Source organism: Bacteroides caecigallinarum (genome assembly GCF_016901995.1).
Lineage (GTDB): Bacteria > Bacteroidota > Bacteroidia > Bacteroidales > Bacteroidaceae > Phocaeicola > Phocaeicola cellulolyticus.
Genome location: NZ_JACJLE010000068.1, coordinates 1 through 15,483, shown reverse-complemented (window position 1 = coordinate 15,483; position 15,483 = coordinate 1). Strand labels below are relative to the sequence as shown.

General features: G+C 40.6%; 10 protein-coding genes and 4 tRNA genes. 9 read left to right on the top strand and 5 right to left on the bottom strand.

Translation table 11 applies throughout. The features are described 5' to 3' along the window. Window positions 1–119 precede the first annotated feature (119 nt). Window positions 120–554, top strand: coding sequence for a hypothetical protein (locus H6A61_RS13895; RefSeq protein ID WP_204394446.1), 435 nt, complete (start codon window positions 120–122; stop codon window positions 552–554). Window positions 555–770: 216 nt separating this feature from the next. Here H6A61_RS13895 and ppdK read toward each other — a convergent pair whose 3' ends face one another. Beyond that, window positions 771–3,494: a pyruvate, phosphate dikinase gene (gene ppdK / locus H6A61_RS13890; protein WP_204394444.1), complete on the bottom strand. Its 2,724-nt coding sequence runs from the start codon at window positions 3,492–3,494 to the stop codon at window positions 771–773. 267 nt (window positions 3,495–3,761) lie between these two features. On the opposite strand from ppdK, the gene rlmD reads away from it, so the two are divergent. From rlmD to H6A61_RS13850, 8 genes are all read left to right on the top strand, one after another. After that, window positions 3,762–5,186, top strand: coding sequence for a 23S rRNA (uracil(1939)-C(5))-methyltransferase RlmD (rlmD, locus tag H6A61_RS13885; protein ID WP_204394442.1), 1,425 nt, complete (start codon window positions 3,762–3,764; stop codon window positions 5,184–5,186). 23 nt (window positions 5,187–5,209) lie between these two features. After that, on the top strand, window positions 5,210–6,133 hold the full coding sequence (locus tag H6A61_RS13880) for an RluA family pseudouridine synthase (RefSeq protein ID WP_204394440.1): 924 nt from the start codon (window positions 5,210–5,212) through the stop codon (window positions 6,131–6,133). A 222-nt stretch (window positions 6,134–6,355) separates the two neighbouring features. Continuing rightward, a tRNA-Pro gene (locus H6A61_RS13875) sits at window positions 6,356–6,430 on the top strand. Between the two features lie 38 nt (window positions 6,431–6,468). Beyond that, a tRNA-Pro gene (locus H6A61_RS13870) sits at window positions 6,469–6,543 on the top strand. Window positions 6,544–6,585: 42 nt separating this feature from the next. Next, a tRNA-Pro gene (locus H6A61_RS13865) sits at window positions 6,586–6,660 on the top strand. 44 nt (window positions 6,661–6,704) lie between these two features. Continuing rightward, a tRNA-Pro gene (locus tag H6A61_RS13860) sits at window positions 6,705–6,779 on the top strand. Between the two features lie 44 nt (window positions 6,780–6,823). Then, window positions 6,824–8,329, top strand: a complete 1,506-nt coding sequence (locus tag H6A61_RS13855; protein WP_204394438.1) for a TrkH family potassium uptake protein — start codon at window positions 6,824–6,826, stop codon at window positions 8,327–8,329. Window positions 8,330–8,458: 129 nt separating this feature from the next. Continuing rightward, entirely contained in the window at window positions 8,459–9,109 is a 651-nt protein-coding gene (locus H6A61_RS13850) for a carbohydrate-binding family 9-like protein (RefSeq protein WP_204394436.1), read from the top strand. 68 nt (window positions 9,110–9,177) lie between these two features. Here H6A61_RS13850 and H6A61_RS13845 read toward each other — a convergent pair whose 3' ends face one another. The 4 genes from H6A61_RS13845 to H6A61_RS13830 form a co-directional block, all read right to left on the bottom strand. Further along, a complete protein-coding gene (locus H6A61_RS13845) occupies window positions 9,178–9,588 on the bottom strand; it encodes a secondary thiamine-phosphate synthase enzyme YjbQ (protein WP_154044225.1) in 411 nt (136 codons plus the stop codon). A 4-nt stretch (window positions 9,589–9,592) separates the two neighbouring features. Then, window positions 9,593–11,698, bottom strand: coding sequence for an alpha/beta hydrolase family protein (locus H6A61_RS13840; RefSeq protein WP_204394434.1), 2,106 nt, complete (start codon window positions 11,696–11,698; stop codon window positions 9,593–9,595). Between the two features lie 96 nt (window positions 11,699–11,794). Then, the gene (yidC, locus tag H6A61_RS13835) at window positions 11,795–13,651 is read right to left on the bottom strand and encodes a membrane protein insertase YidC (RefSeq protein ID WP_204394433.1); all 1,857 of its coding nucleotides are present in this window, start codon (window positions 13,649–13,651) and stop codon (window positions 11,795–11,797) included. Window positions 13,652–13,672: 21 nt separating this feature from the next. Then, window positions 13,673–15,271 (bottom strand): CTP synthase, encoded by a 1,599-nt coding sequence (locus H6A61_RS13830; RefSeq protein ID WP_204394431.1) that lies wholly within the window; start codon window positions 15,269–15,271, stop codon window positions 13,673–13,675. Window positions 15,272–15,483: the final 212 nt, after the last annotated feature.

Below are 15,483 nucleotides of genomic sequence, written 5' to 3'. Positions count from 1 at the left end.
GCGTTTATCCCTATCACATTTAGGGAAATTCCCCTTAAATAATAGGAATTTACTTTATAATATGTAAACAGATGTATATACCTTTGCGAAAAGGAAGTTAAGAAGAACAGGAGGAAACCATGAAGAAGTTATGTAAGGTTATTGCTTTTTCGGCATTAATCTCCATATTCCCTTTTTTATTTTCATCGTGTGATTATATAGGTGTAGGTATAGAGTTGGGAAATGGAACGAACAATTACCGTGAGGCTACATATTATTTATGCAGCAGAACTTGGGTTGAAGAATGGACAGATAATAATGGCGATTTTCACCGTCAGGAGTTACGTTTCTATGATAATAATACTGGGGAAGATTATGTATTGACTGTTGATAATCGTGGCTTCCGTCAAGAATATTCATATACATTTGTTTGGGATTGGTATGACGCTTATTATACCAGTTTGCGTTTAAAATATGGGGCTAAGGATTATTCATATATGGATAATATGATGATGAGTTCAAACCGACTTGAGTGTTTGCTTGACGGTTATCCTGCATATTTCTACGGAATTTAAATCAATGAATGAACAATCTTTGTATTTCTTTTGTTATTTAAATAAATATCAGACATCTATATTCATTTAAGATAATTAATTTTTTAGTTTATTCGTGTGGCTGTACCTCATTAATTTTTAAAATAATGCAGGTACAGTTTTTTGTTTGTAGATATAAAAAAGGTAGGCTTGCAATTAACTGCTTACCTACCTTGTTATGATAATTATTAGCGAATATTATGCTTCCTCTATCGCAGCTTGCGCCGCAGCCAATCTTGCGATAGGCACACGGAATGGAGAGCAAGATACATAGTTCAATCCAACCTTGTGGCAGAATTTTACTGATGAAGGTTCACCACCGTGTTCACCACAGATACCGCATTTCAAATCAGGACGTACTGAGCGACCTTTTTCTACTGCCATTTCTACCAGCTGACCTACACCGTTCTGGTCGAGTACCTGGAATGGGTCAACTTTAAGAATCTTCTTTTCAAGATATACAGGCAAGAATGAAGCAATATCATCGCGTGAGTAACCGAATGTCATCTGTGTCAAGTCGTTTGTACCGAATGAGAAGTATTCAGCTTTTGATGCTATTCTGTCGGCTGTCAAAGCGGCACGAGGAATTTCAATCATTGTACCTACCTTGAATGGTATTTCCACTCCTTCTTTTTCGAACAGTTCAGCTGCGGCTTTGCGGATAACCTTTTCCTGAGCTTCGAATTCGTAAAGGATACCGGTCAGCGGAACCATGATTTCTGGATGAGGATCGTAGCCTTCTTTCTTCAATTCGATTGCTGCACCAAGAATTGCCTGAGTCTGCATTTCTGTGATTTCAGGATATGTGTTACCCAAACGGCAACCACGATGTCCTAACATTGGGTTGTGTTCGCAAAGGCTGTCAACTCTCTGACGAATATATTCTACTGTCACGCCCATAGCCTGTGCCATTTCTTCCTGTCCCTTCAAATCGTGTGGTACGAATTCGTGCAATGGTGGGTCGAGCAAGCGTACATTGACAGGACAGCCGTCCATAGCCTTGAATATGCCTTTGAAGTCAGCTTTCTGATATGGAAGAAGTTTTGCAAGTGCTTTCTTACGTCCTTCAACATCATTTGCAAGAATCATTTCGCGCATTGCGATAATCTTCTGATTGTCGAAGAACATGTGTTCTGTACGGCAAAGTCCGATACCTACTGCACCAAAGCTGCGTGCAACTTCCGCATCGTGAGGAGTGTCGGCATTTGTACGAACTTTAAGTCTTGTATATTTATCACACAGGTTCATCAGTTTTGCAAAGTCACCAGATACCTCTGCTGCTTTTGTCGGAACTTCTCCAAAATAAACGTCACCTGTACTACCGTTCAGTGATATATAGTCTCCTTCTTTCAAAACAGTACCGTCTATTTCCACTGTGCGGGCCTTATAGTCAACATTGATTGCTCCGGCACCTGATACGCAGCATTTACCCATACCGCGTGCCACTACAGCAGCGTGTGAAGTCATACCGCCACGTGCTGTGAGGATACCTTCGGCAGCTGTCATACCAGCAAGGTCTTCAGGTGATGTCTCGATACGAACAAGAACAACTCTGTGTCCATCTGCTCTCCACTGTGCGGCATCTTCAGCAAAGAATACTATCTGTCCGCATGCTGCACCCGGTGAAGCTGGAAGCCCACGTGTAAGAGTTTTAGCGGCGCGCAATGCTTCCTTGTCAAATACAGGGTGTAACAATTCATCAAGTTTGTTAGGTTCACATCTCTTTATAGCTGTCTTTTCGTCTATGATTCCCTGTTCAAGCATTTCCATTGCTATTCGTACCATAGCTGCACCTGTACGTTTTCCGTTACGTGTCTGCAAGAACCAAAGTTTGCCTTCCTGAACAGTGAATTCCATATCCTGCATGTCATGATAATGGTTTTCAAGTTTTGTCTGGATGGCATCAAGTTCCTTATATATTTCAGGCATTGCTTCTTCCATAGAAGGATATTTTGCAACTCGTTCTTCTTCAGAGATTCCCTGAAGAGCCGCCCAGCGCTGTGAACCGATTTTTGTAATCTGTTGTGGAGTACGGATACCTGCCACAACGTCTTCTCCCTGTGCATTGATCAGATATTCACCGTTGAAGAGATCTTCTCCTGTAGCGGCGTCGCGAGAGAATGCAACACCTGTTGCTGAAGTATCACCCATATTACCGAACACCATTGCCTGTACGTTTACAGCAGTACCCCATTCGGCAGGTATTCCTTCCATCTTACGGTAGAGGATAGCACGTTCGTTCATCCATGAATCGAATACGGCACAGATAGCTCCCCAAAGTTGTTCGTATGCGTTTGATGGGAAATCTTTTCCTGTTTGAGCTTTTACTGCAGCCTTGAATCTTACTACCAGTTCTTTCAGGTCTTCAACTTCAAGTTCGTTGTCCAGACGTACACCTTTAGCTTTCTTTACGTCTTCTATAATTGCTTCAAACGGGTCGATATCATCTTTGTTTGTAGGTTTCATGCCGAGAACTACGTCACCATACATCTGTACGAAGCGGCGGTATGAGTCCCATGCGAAACGTTCGTTTCCTGTTTTACGTGCCAAACCTACTACAACTTCATCGTTAAGTCCAAGGTTAAGGATAGTGTCCATCATACCAGGCATTGATGCGCGGGCACCAGAACGTACAGAAACAAGAAGTGGATTTTCTACATCGCCGAATTTGGATTTCATCAGCTCCTCAACACCTTTTATAGATTTTTCTACATCGTCTTTAAGTAGAGCTACTACTTTGTCTTTGCCTTCTGCATAGTATTCATTACATACATCTGTTGTTATGGTGAATCCAGGAGGTACCGGAACGCCAATAAGATTCATTTCTGCAAGGTTAGCACCTTTTCCCCCTAGTAAGTTTCTCATGTCTGCTTTTCCTTCGGCCTTACCGTTTCCGAAGGTATAGACTCTTTTTGTTTCCATTTTAAATGAAATGTTTTTAAGTTATTAGTTATTTTAAGTATTAGTTTCTATCTTTTTATGCAGACCATAAATAATGTAAAATACAGTCTGTTTTTCTTTAACGATGGCAAAACTATATATTATTTGTGTATAAACAAACATATATATTATATTCTACAACATGTTTTTGCAATGTCTATATAGCAAAATCAACTATTTTTTAAATCATGGTGTTTTGTCAGAAAAAATGACTAAATTTGCCCCAAATTGGTTTTATTGAAAAATAACGTGGCAAGGAAGAAAAAAGAACTACCTTTATTGGAAAAGGTAACAATAACAGATGTGGCCGCAGAAGGCAAGGCCTTGGCTAAAGTGAACGATTTGGTGGTGTTCGTACCTTATGTAGTACCGGGAGATGTGGTTGACCTGCAAGTGAAACGTAAAAAGAACCATTATGCAGAGGCAGTGGCAGTGAAGTTTCACGAAAAATCTCCTATGAGGGCAGAACCTTTCTGTCAGCATTATGGTGTATGTGGAGGCTGTAAGTGGCAGTGTCTTTCGTACGAAGATCAGATAAAGTATAAGCAGAAACAGGTTTTTGATAATCTCACACGTATAGGAAAGGTAGAACTTCCGGAATTCAGACCTATACTTGGTTCGGAGAAGACCAAATTCTATAGAAACAAACTCGAATTTACATTTTCAAACAAGCGCTGGCTCACTGAGGAAGAAGTGAAACAGGATGTCAAGTATGACCAGATGAATGCCGTTGGTTTCCATATACCGGGGGCTTTTGATAAAGTTCTGGCCATAGAGAAGTGCTGGCTTCAGGACGATATTTCAAATAGGATAAGAAATGCGATACGTGATTATGCGTACGAGCATAATTTCTCTTTCTTCGATCTCCGTTCGCAGGAAGGATTGCTTCGTAATATGATGGTGCGTACGTCTTCTACAGGCGAATTGATGGTATTGTTGCAATGTAAGGTTGTGACAGACGATGACCGTGCCAAGATGATGGAGATACTTCAGTTTGTGGCCGATTCATTCCCTGAAATAACATCTCTTATGTATGTTATTAATAATAAATGTAACGACACCATTGGAGATCTTGATGTAGAGGTATTCAAAGGTAACGATCATATATTCGAAGAAATGGAAGGTCTGAGATTTAAAGTTGGACCTAAATCATTCTATCAGACAAATTCCGAACAGGCATATAATCTGTATAAAGTGGCAAGAGAGTTTGCCGGACTTACAGGAAACGAACTTGTTTACGACCTTTATACAGGAACAGGAACTATTGCCAACTTTGTCTCGCGTCAGGCCAAGAAAGTAATAGGTATTGAATATGTACCTGAAGCGATAGAAGATGCAAAGGTGAACTCTGCAATAAACGGTATAGATAATACTCTGTTTTATGCAGGCGACATGAAGGATATACTTACTCAGGATTTCATCAATGAACACGGACGTCCTGACGTTATTATTACCGACCCTCCACGTGCCGGAATGCACAATGATGTGATAGATGTGATAATGTTTGCTGCTCCGGAAAGAATTGTTTACGTAAGCTGTAATCCGGCCACACAGGCACGCGATTTGCAATTGCTTGATCCTATGTATAAGGTAATGGCTGTGCAGCCTGTTGATATGTTCCCTCATACACATCATGTGGAGAATGTGGTACTCCTTGAGAAAAGGAAAGTATAAGTTCAAACTAAAAACAGAAAAAAGTGGAAGAAAGAAAAAACAGACCGGAAAGACGTCCGGTGGCACGTGCGGCTGCAAAATATACTGTATATAATGTAACGGAGCCGTCTGAGTTGATGGAATTCCTTATGAAAAAAATGTCCGGAATAAGCCGTACACGAGTTAAGGCTTTGCTTACCAATCGTGTAGTTATGGTTGATAATAATATCCAGACACATTATAACTTTCCTCTTAAACCTGGAATGAAGGTTCAGATTAGCAAGGAGAAGAACAAGCATGAATTCCATAACCCGCTTCTTAATATACTGTACGAAGACGCTTATCTAATTGTGGTGGAAAAGAAGGAGGGGCTTCTTTCTGTTGCAACCGACCGTCAGAAAGAACGTACAGCACAGCATATTCTGAATGAATATGTAAAACGTCAGCATCCAAGAAACCGAGTGTTTGTGGTTCATCGTCTTGACCGTGAGACTTCAGGTATAATGATGTATGCCAAAGATGAGAAAACACAGCATACTTTGCGTGATAATTGGCATGACATAGTGTTCGACCGTCGTTATGTATCAATAGTGATGGGGGATATGGAAAAAGATCAGGGTACCGTGAAGTCATGGCTGACAGACCGTAAACTATACGTAAGTTCATGCGATTATGATGATGGCGGCAAACTGTCTATTACTCATTTCAAGACAATAAAGCGTGCAAATGGTTATTCTCTGGTTGAACTCAATCTTGAGACAGGACGTAAAAATCAGATACGCGTGCATATGCAGACGTTAGGACATCCGGTTGTTGGAGACCAGCGATATGGATGTGAGATTGATCCTATTGGTAGATTGGCGCTTCATGCATTCAAGCTTTGCTTCTATCATCCTATTACCGGTGAGGTGATGCAGTTTGAAACTCCTTATCCTGCACCGTTCAAGACTTTGATGCTTAAGAAATAAAGTCACAGAAATATCGTCTGCATGTTCTTTATATACGGATATAATTATATAGGCTTTTGATATGCCTGAAATGTTTTATAAAAACGCTTTGCCGTTTTAAACAAAATGCTTTGTCATTCGATTTAAAACGACAAAGCATTTTTTTTGAAAAAAGATTGTGTAAACTATTGCTTGTTTAAAAATAAACACGTATCTTTGCACCGCATTTGAGAAAAACGCCTTCGGGGTGTAGCGCAGTCCGGTTAGCGCACCTGCTTTGGGAGCAGGGGGTCCCAGGTTCGAATCCTGGTACCCCGACAAGGTAAAAGATTTCTCAGTGAAGAATTTTACATCTTCGGGGTGTAGCGCAGTCCGGTTAGCGCACCTGCTTTGGGAGCAGGGGGTCCCAGGTTCGAATCCTGGTACCCCGACAAGATGAAAAAGAAATGTATCTTTAAAATATCGTAAACTTTCGGGGTGTAGCGCAGTCCGGTTAGCGCACCTGCTTTGGGAGCAGGGGGTCCCAGGTTCGAATCCTGGTACCCCGACAAAATGAAAGAAGATACATATCTTTAAAATATTAATAAACTTTCGGGGTGTAGCGCAGTCCGGTTAGCGCACCTGCTTTGGGAGCAGGGGGTCCCAGGTTCGAATCCTGGTACCCCGACGGATAGAAGAGGCTTATGGCCTCTTTTTTAATTTATAAACGATATGGAAGACTTCATCAGTACACAAATGCATGTCGAAGACGGTCGTGGTCATAGCCTGTTGAACCGTAAAATGATATTCAGAATCTTGGGCATACTTCTTTATCTTGAGGGGATGATGTTTTTGGTGTGCACTTTAGTTTCTCTTTTCTATAATGAAAGTGACTATATATATTTTGTATATTCCATGCTAATAAATTTTGGTGTTGGGAGTATATTGTTTTTCTTTGGCAAGAATGCCGATAAAAGACTTTCACGCAGAGACGGATATTGTATAGTTGCTTTTACATGGCTCTTTTTTACACTCTTCGGTATGTTGCCGTTCTATATAAGTGGCAGTATCCCTTCTGTAACTGACGCGTTTTTTGAAACCATGTCAGGATTTACCACTACAGGTGCGTCAATACTTGATAATATAGAGTCTTTGTCTCATGGAATGTTGTTTTGGCGAAGTTTTACTCAATGGATTGGAGGACTTGGTATAGTATTTTTCACGATAGCAATATTGCCTATATTCGGAGTGGGAAACCAGGTACTTTTCTCTGCCGAAGCTACTGGGGTAAATCACGATAAAATCCATCCTAAGATAAGTAAGATGGCAAAGGGATTGTGGATGGTTTATCTGGTTCTTACTGTGGTTGAGGCCGTTCTTTTGTGGTTTGGCGGTATGGGAGTATTTGATGCCGTATGCCATTCGTTTACATCTACTGCTACAGGAGGATTTTCTACTAAACAGAGCAGTATTGCCTATTGGAATTCTCCTTTTATAGAATATGTGATAACCATATTTACAATGCTGTCTGCAATAAATTATTCTCTTTATTTCCTTATTCTGAAAGGAAAAACTTTCAGGTGGTTTAAGGATGCAGAAACCAGATTTTTTTTGATATCTGTAGGTGTTGTCACAGCAATAATAACTTTTGCATTGTATTTCATAAAAGGATATGGTCTTGAATTGGCATTCCGTCGTGCTTTTTTCCAGGTTGTAACAATCCATACTTCATGTGGATATGCCACAGATGATTATTCTACATGGCCTCATTTTACGCTTATACTTATAGTGTATATAATGTTTGCAGGAGGTTGTACTGGTTCTACGGCTGGAGGAATGAAATCAATGCGTCTTCTCATTATTCTTCAGAATGTGAAGAATGAATTCAACAGGCTTATGCACCCACGTGCCGTGCTTCCAGTTAAGGTTAACGGTCAGTCCGTTTCCACTTCTACTATATCGACGGTAACTACATTTGCAATGCTTTACTTAATATGTACATTTGTAGGTTGGTTTATCTTTATGGTAATAGGTCTTGAAATGACTGAGGCCATGGGAATTGCTGTATCCAGTATAGGTAATGTTGGGCCGGGTTTTGGAAGTTTTGGACCTGCATTTTCATGGAGTGCTCTTCCTGATGCGGCAAAATGGGTTTCTTCTTTTTTAATGTTGATTGGCCGTCTTGAGCTTTTCGGTATATTGTTGATGTTTGCTCCTAGTTTTTGGGAGAAAAGATAAAATCAAGATAAGTAAGGAAATATATTTATAATATTAAAGCTTAAATCTTAAATTATTGAAGAATAGGTGCGGTGGTTGCGAAAATATTGCTATATTTGCAAAGTACCATATGTCTAAACTTTATTAATAATGAAAGAAATTACAGTTAAGAAGGTTGCCGGTGGCGTAGAAAGCGCTGAACAGGTAGGTAAACTGATGAATGATTTGTCGGTAAACTTCAATTCTATTGATGTTGTTAATTGGTCTGATTTCCCTTATTCTCCTGATGTAAAATTCAGAGTTTTACATACCGGTGATGCTATTCTGATAAACTTTGTAGTTTCAGAGGCAAGTGTGAGAGCTGTTGCTTCTGCCGATTTGGGTAGAGTTTGGGAAGATTCATGTTGTGAGTTTTTTGTAAATTTTGAAGGAGAGGAAGAATATTATAATTTTGAATGTAACTGTGCATGCAAACTGCTTGTTAATTACGGAAAGAAAAGTGACAGACACCATGCTCCTCAGAATGTTCTTGAAAATGTGAAAAGATGGTCTTCATTGGGAAACGATCCGTTTGAAGAGCGTATAGGTGATTGCAGCTGGGAACTTTCGCTGATTATTCCTGCATCATCACTTTTCAAGCATGACATAAAAGATTTGTCAGGGATGACTCTTCGTGGTAATTTCTATAAGTGTGGCGACCTGCTTCAGACTCCGCATTTCCTTTCATGGAGTCCGATAGACTTGCCTCAACCTTGTTTCCACTGTCCTGAGTTTTTCGGAAAACTTGTTTTTGAAAAATAAAATTTGTTCGTAAATAAAAAGCCAAGAGACCATTTCAAGTTTATTTTGAGACGGTCTCTTGGCTTTTATTATGATATTATCGTCGCTACGATTTTACGTGCTCCTCCGGAATATCTGAACTCGCAAAGATATATGCCTTGCCATGTTCCCAGGTTTAGCCGTCCGTTTGTAATCGGGATGGTTATTGAGACTCCTGTCAAGCTCGATTTTGCATGGCTTGGCATGTCGTCTTCACCTTCGTCTGTATGACTATAGTAAGGCTCGTTAGTCTTTACAAGGCGATTATAAATCTGTTCCATATCTGAGCGTACGCTTGGATCGTAATTTTCGTTTATACTCAGTGCGCAGCTTGTATGTTTTACGAAGAGGTTCAGTATTCCCTGTTCAGGCAGTACAGGGAGGTTTTTCATTATCTCCTGTGTCACCAGATGAAATCCTTTCCTCTTCGGACTGAGTGAAAATTCAACTTGCTGTACCATGATATTACTTCTTCAACCATTTGTCCAACCATGCGAAGAATGTGCGTTGCCACAAAACTCCATTCTGTGGTTTCAGCACCCAGTGGTTTTCATCAGGGAAAACAAGTAGCTGTGCAGGAACTCCTCTCAGTTTGGCAGCATTGAAGGCTGCCATTCCCTGTGAAGCAAGAATACGGTAGTCTTTTTCACCATGTATGCATAGGATAGGAGTATCCCATTTTTCTACAAACAGATGTGGTGAGTTGGCATAGCTGCGTTTAACTGCAGGGTTTTCAGTTTCCCAGTAAGCACCTCCCAGATCCCAGTTAGTGAACCAGAGTTCTTCTGTTTCAAGATACTGCTGCTCCATGTTGAAGAAACCATCGTGTGCAATAAATGCCTTGAAACGTTTGTTGTGGTGTCCGGCAAGCCAGTAAACCGAATAACCTCCGAAACTAGCGCCTACGCATCCTAAACGGTCTTTGTCAACGTATGGTTCTTTTGCTATATCGTCTATCGCACTCAAATAATCGTCCATACAGTGGCCGCCGTAGTTAGTGCTAATATCTTCAAGCCATTCCATACCGAAACCCGGAAGTCCGCGGCGGTTAGGGGCGATGATTATATAGTCGTTGGCTGCCATAATCTGGAAGTTCCATCTGTAGCTCCAGAACTGGCTGACAGGGCTTTGAGGACCTCCCTGACAGAATAGAAGGGTAGGATATTTCTTGTTAGGATCGAAATTGGCAGGATATATAACCCATGAGAGCATCTGTTTGCCATCAACTGTCTTAGTCCATCTCGGCTCAACTTTACCTGTTTTGAGCTGGCTGAAAATATGGTCGTTTTCTTTTGTTATACGGCTCACTGAGTTATTATCGTTCAGTGATACTGTATAAAGTTCATCAGCCTCGCTTATAGAGTGACGTTTTGTCAACAGCTGTCCGTCATTAAGTAATGCTACTGAAGCATAGTCGTACATACCGTCAGTCAGTTTGTTTACTTCACCATTAAGGTTAGTGTTGTAAATCATGCTTGTGCCGTGCCAAACACCAGTGAAGTATAGTGTCTTGCTATCATTTGCCCAGCAGTATGAGTCAACACTCGATTCGAATGATTCTGTGACGTATGTTTTTTTGCCACTGGCCAGTTCCATTACGCAAAGGCGGTTGCGGTCACTTTCATATCCGTCGCGTTCCATACTTTGCCATGCAATCATTGTTCCGTCTGGTGAGAACAGAGGATTTGTGTCGTACCCCATGTTCTTGTCATTAGCATCTTCTTTGCAAAGGTTTCTTGTTTCCTTGCTTTCGATGTTGTAAAGATATATGTCAGAGTCTGTTGAAACGGAATATTCCAAGCCTGTCTTCTTGCGGCATGTGTATGCAATCTGCTTTGAATCGTTACTCCAAGTCAGCTGCTCAATACCTCCGAAAGGCTTCATTGGCGATTCGAATGGTTCACCTTCCATTATATCAGTGGCTGCACCTACTTTGTTTCCGTCAAAATCGGCTACGAAAGGATGTGGAACAGTCTGTACCCATTCATCCCAATGTTTGTACATCAGATCGTCAATCACCATACCTGTAGCTTTGTCCAGGTCAGGATATTTGTCAACTGTACGTTCTCCATATTTTACTTGTGAGATAAACAATACCTTGTTTCCGTCAGGTGAAAAACTGAAACCGTCTATTCCTCCTTCATAATCGGAAAGTTGCTTGCGTTCAGTACCGTCAGGATTCATCTCCCATATCTGACCATTTGAAAGGAATGCGAGTTTTTCTCCATTCTTGATCCATGCTGGTTCATATTCACTTGCAGCAGTAGTAGTTAGAAGCTTGTTTTCGCTTCCGTCTGCATTCATTATATAAATGACTGTATGGCTTTTGTTCTCTTTTACGCTATAATATGAAATTGTATATGCTATTTTCTTTCCGTCAGGCGAAACAGTTGAACTTCCTATACGTCCCATAGCCCAAAGAACTTCCGGAGTCAAACGTCCGTCTTCAATTTTTATTTCCTGTTTGCCTATTATGGTCGCTTCATTTTCGGCAGACTGTTCGGTGCTTACGCATCCTGATGTGGCTAACATTAATGTAGCAGCAGTCATTGTGATTAGGTTTTTATTCATTGTTGTATTTTTTATGTGTTTTACAATAAAAAAATATTGTCATCCAGAGAGAACATCTTATCTCTGAATGACAATATTATTATCGGTGTCAGAATGTTATTTCTTGTTCATTCTCTCCTGGCGTTCTTTCTGAAGGCGTTCCTGCTCTTTCTGCAAAGCCTCAAGTCTTGACAACAAGCTGCTCTGTTTCATCTGAGACGGATTTTTCTTGTTTGCTTCAAGTTGTGCAAGGAGTTTCTTTTCGTCAGTAACCTTGTACATGATCCATGTAGTGAGGATACCAATCAAACTTGATATGAAGTAGTAATAACTCAATCCTGATGCATATTCGTTGAATATGAAGAAGAACATCACAGGCATGATGTACATCATCCATTTCATTGCCGCCATCTGAGGATTATCACCCATATTCTGCTGTTTCATCATAACCAGCTGGTTGATAATTGTTGTAACACTGAACAACAAACAGAACAGACTCAAGTGATTACCCAAAAGAGGTATTGAAGTGCTCCAGCTAATCAAGTCATCGTAAGCAGAAAGGTCATCTGCCCAAAGGAAACTTTGCTGGCGCAATTCTATTGCGTTCGGAACAAAGAAGAACAATGCCATGAACACCGGTGTCTGAAGCAGCATAGGCAGACATCCTCCCATCGGGCTTACTCCGTACTGGCTGTAAAGTGCCATTGTTTCCTGTTGTTTCTTCAGTGCATCTTCCTGTTTCGGATATTTCTGGTTAATCTTTTCTACGTATGGTTTCAATGCTCTCATCTTAGCTGATGAAATGAATGATTTCCATGTTGTAGGAAGAACCAGAACCTTAACAATGATAGTCATAAGCAGGATAACCATACCCATGCTCAGTCCCCAGCTTGACAACCAGTCGAACAGGTTGATTGTGAACCAGCGGTTTATCCAGCGGATAATAGGCCATCCCAGATAAACCAGGTCTTCAAGTTCCTGATCTTTGTCTGCAAAGCTCAAATCGTTGCTTGCAAGGAGAGTTTTGAAGTGGTTAGGTCCGAAATAGAACTGGAAGTTGCTTGGCTGCGCACCTGTAGGGTCGAAAGCAGTCTGCATGTCTGCATGATAGTTCTTCATGTAGCCGCTGCCTTTCTGTTCCATTTTCGATTCCAATGTAGCATTCTCAAAATTTTTCTCAGCCATGAACACGCATGAGAAGTATTGGTTTTTGAAAGCTACCCAGTCAAGAACTTCTTTGATGGATTCTTTTTCATCCTTAGCCTTGTCAAGATTGTCAAAGCTGTCATCTACAGGCTTGTATGTCAAAGAAGTGTACTGCTGTTCGAAAGTATAACCCTTCTCCATTTGGCGTGCTCTCTGCTTCCAGTCAATAGTCATGGTCTTGACAGAAGGCGAGAAGAAATTCTGCATTCCTGTAGCCTGTACCGTAAAGTTCACCATGTATGAGTTTGGAATAAGCTTGTAGCAGAAATCCAGATGACCACCGTTTGCGGCACTCAGTCTCATTGTGACTGTGCTGTCTGTAACGTTTGTAGCTTCGAAATACATCTGGCTACTCATGATATTTTCATTTTTACCTTCAAATCCGATATTTAACGAAGCATCAGTACCGTCGAACAGTACAAGCGGTTCTTTCTTCTGGTCTTTATATTCTTTCAGCATTGCCTTGCTGACACGTCCACCCTTGTTTGATATTGTAACGTCAATAAGGTCGTTACTCAATGTGATGAACTGTTCCGTGCCTTTTGAAGCATTGAAGAATGTCGAAGTGGAATCAACCATCATAGCCTTTTGCTCAGCGGCTGCTTCCTGCTTCTTCATCAATTCTTCTTTCTCTTCGATAACTTGCTGTATAGAATCCTGATAATGTTGTGCACGAGCTCTTTCTTCCTGATTAGGGGTGTTGTATATTCCGAAACCAATAATAACAGCTCCTATCAGGACGAAGCCTACTAACGTGTTTTTGTCCATTTTTTCTTAGTAGTTTATTAATTACTTTTCAATAGCTGCTTTAATGAATGACAAGAACAATGGATGTGGTTTCAGAACAGTACTGCTGTATTCTGGGTGGAACTGAACACCTACAAACCATTTCAAAGCAGGTATTTCAACGATTTCAACCAAATCAGATTCAGGGTTGATACCTGTACATTTCATTCCTGCCTTAATATATTCTTCCTTGTAGTCATTGTTGAACTCATAGCGGTGGCGGTGACGTTCCTGAATGTGTTCGCTCTGGTAAGCTTCATATGCTTTTGAATCTTTGTCGAGTACACATTCATAAGCTCCAAGACGCATTGTTCCACCCATGTTAGTAACAGATTTCTGTTCTTCCATGATGTCAATAACGTTGTGAGGAGTCTTTTCGTCCATTTCACGGCTGTTTGCATCTTCGTAGCCAAGTACGTTTCTTGCAAATTCGATAGCCATACACTGCATACCAAGGCAAATACCGAATGTAGGAACATTGTGTGTACGGCAATATTTGATTGCAACAAATTTACCTTCGATACCGCGCTGTCCGAATCCCGGGCAGATGATAACACCGTCCATGTCTTTCAGAGCTTCGGCAATATTGTCATCAGTAAGCTTTTCACTGTTCACGAAATGAATGTCTGCCTTGCGGTCGTTGTAAGTAGCAGCCTGTGACAATGCTTCAAGAATAGATTTGTAAGCATCCTGCAAATCGTATTTGCCGACCAATGCAATTCTTACCTTTTCTGTAGCGTTGTATCTGCGGTTCAGGAAGTCTTTCCAAGGACCAAGGTTAGGTGTTTCGCCTACAGGCAATCCCATCTTTTCAAGAATTGTAACATCAAGTTTCTGTTCCTGCATGCGGAGAGGAACTTCGTAGATTGTAGGCATATCCTTTGACTGGATTACAGCATTCTCGTCAACATTGCAGAACAATGCTACTTTCTTTCTCAATCCAAGGCTCAGTTCATGTTCTGTACGTAATACGAGGATATCAGGCTGAATACCTACAGACTGAAGTTCTTTTACAGAGTGCTGTGTCGGTTTTGTTTTCAATTCGCCGGCAGCAGCAAGATAAGGAACGTATGTCAGGTGAACACACAAGGCGTTTCTGCCAAGTTCCCACTTCAACTGACGGATACTTTCAAGGTATGGCAATGATTCGATATCACCTACAGTACCACCAATTTCTGTTATAACGAAATCAAACTGGTTTTTGTTACCAAGTAATTTAACATTACGTTTAATTTCATCAGTGATATGAGGGATAATCTGTATAGTCTTTCCCAAATAGTCACCGCGACGTTCTTTGTCAATTACGCTTTTGTAAATACGTCCTGTGGTAATGTTGTTGGCCTTAGTAGTCTGGATACCAAGGAAACGTTCATAATGTCCAAGGTCAAGATCGGCTTCATGTCCGTCAACTGTAACGTAGCATTCTCCGTGCTCGTACGGATTCAGAGTACCCGGGTCAATGTTTATGTACGGGTCGAACTTTTGGATAGTTACGCTGTAGCCTCTTGCTTGCAGCAATTTACCTATTGAAGATGAAATGATACCTTTACCTAATGAAGAGGCAACACCACCTGTTACGAAAATGTACTTTGTTTCTGCCACAATAATGTATGTTTAAAAATTTGATTCAATAAGAAATATTTCTACAAGTGTGCAAATTTATAAAAAAAAGCCGAAAGTCAAGGAGTAAAAAGACAAAACATTATTAATTGTGCAAGAAGTTTCATTCTTGTTACATATTTCCATGATATATAATATAGTATAAAAGAAATATTTGTATTTTTGCGATAAGTTTAAACACAAAAATATAACGA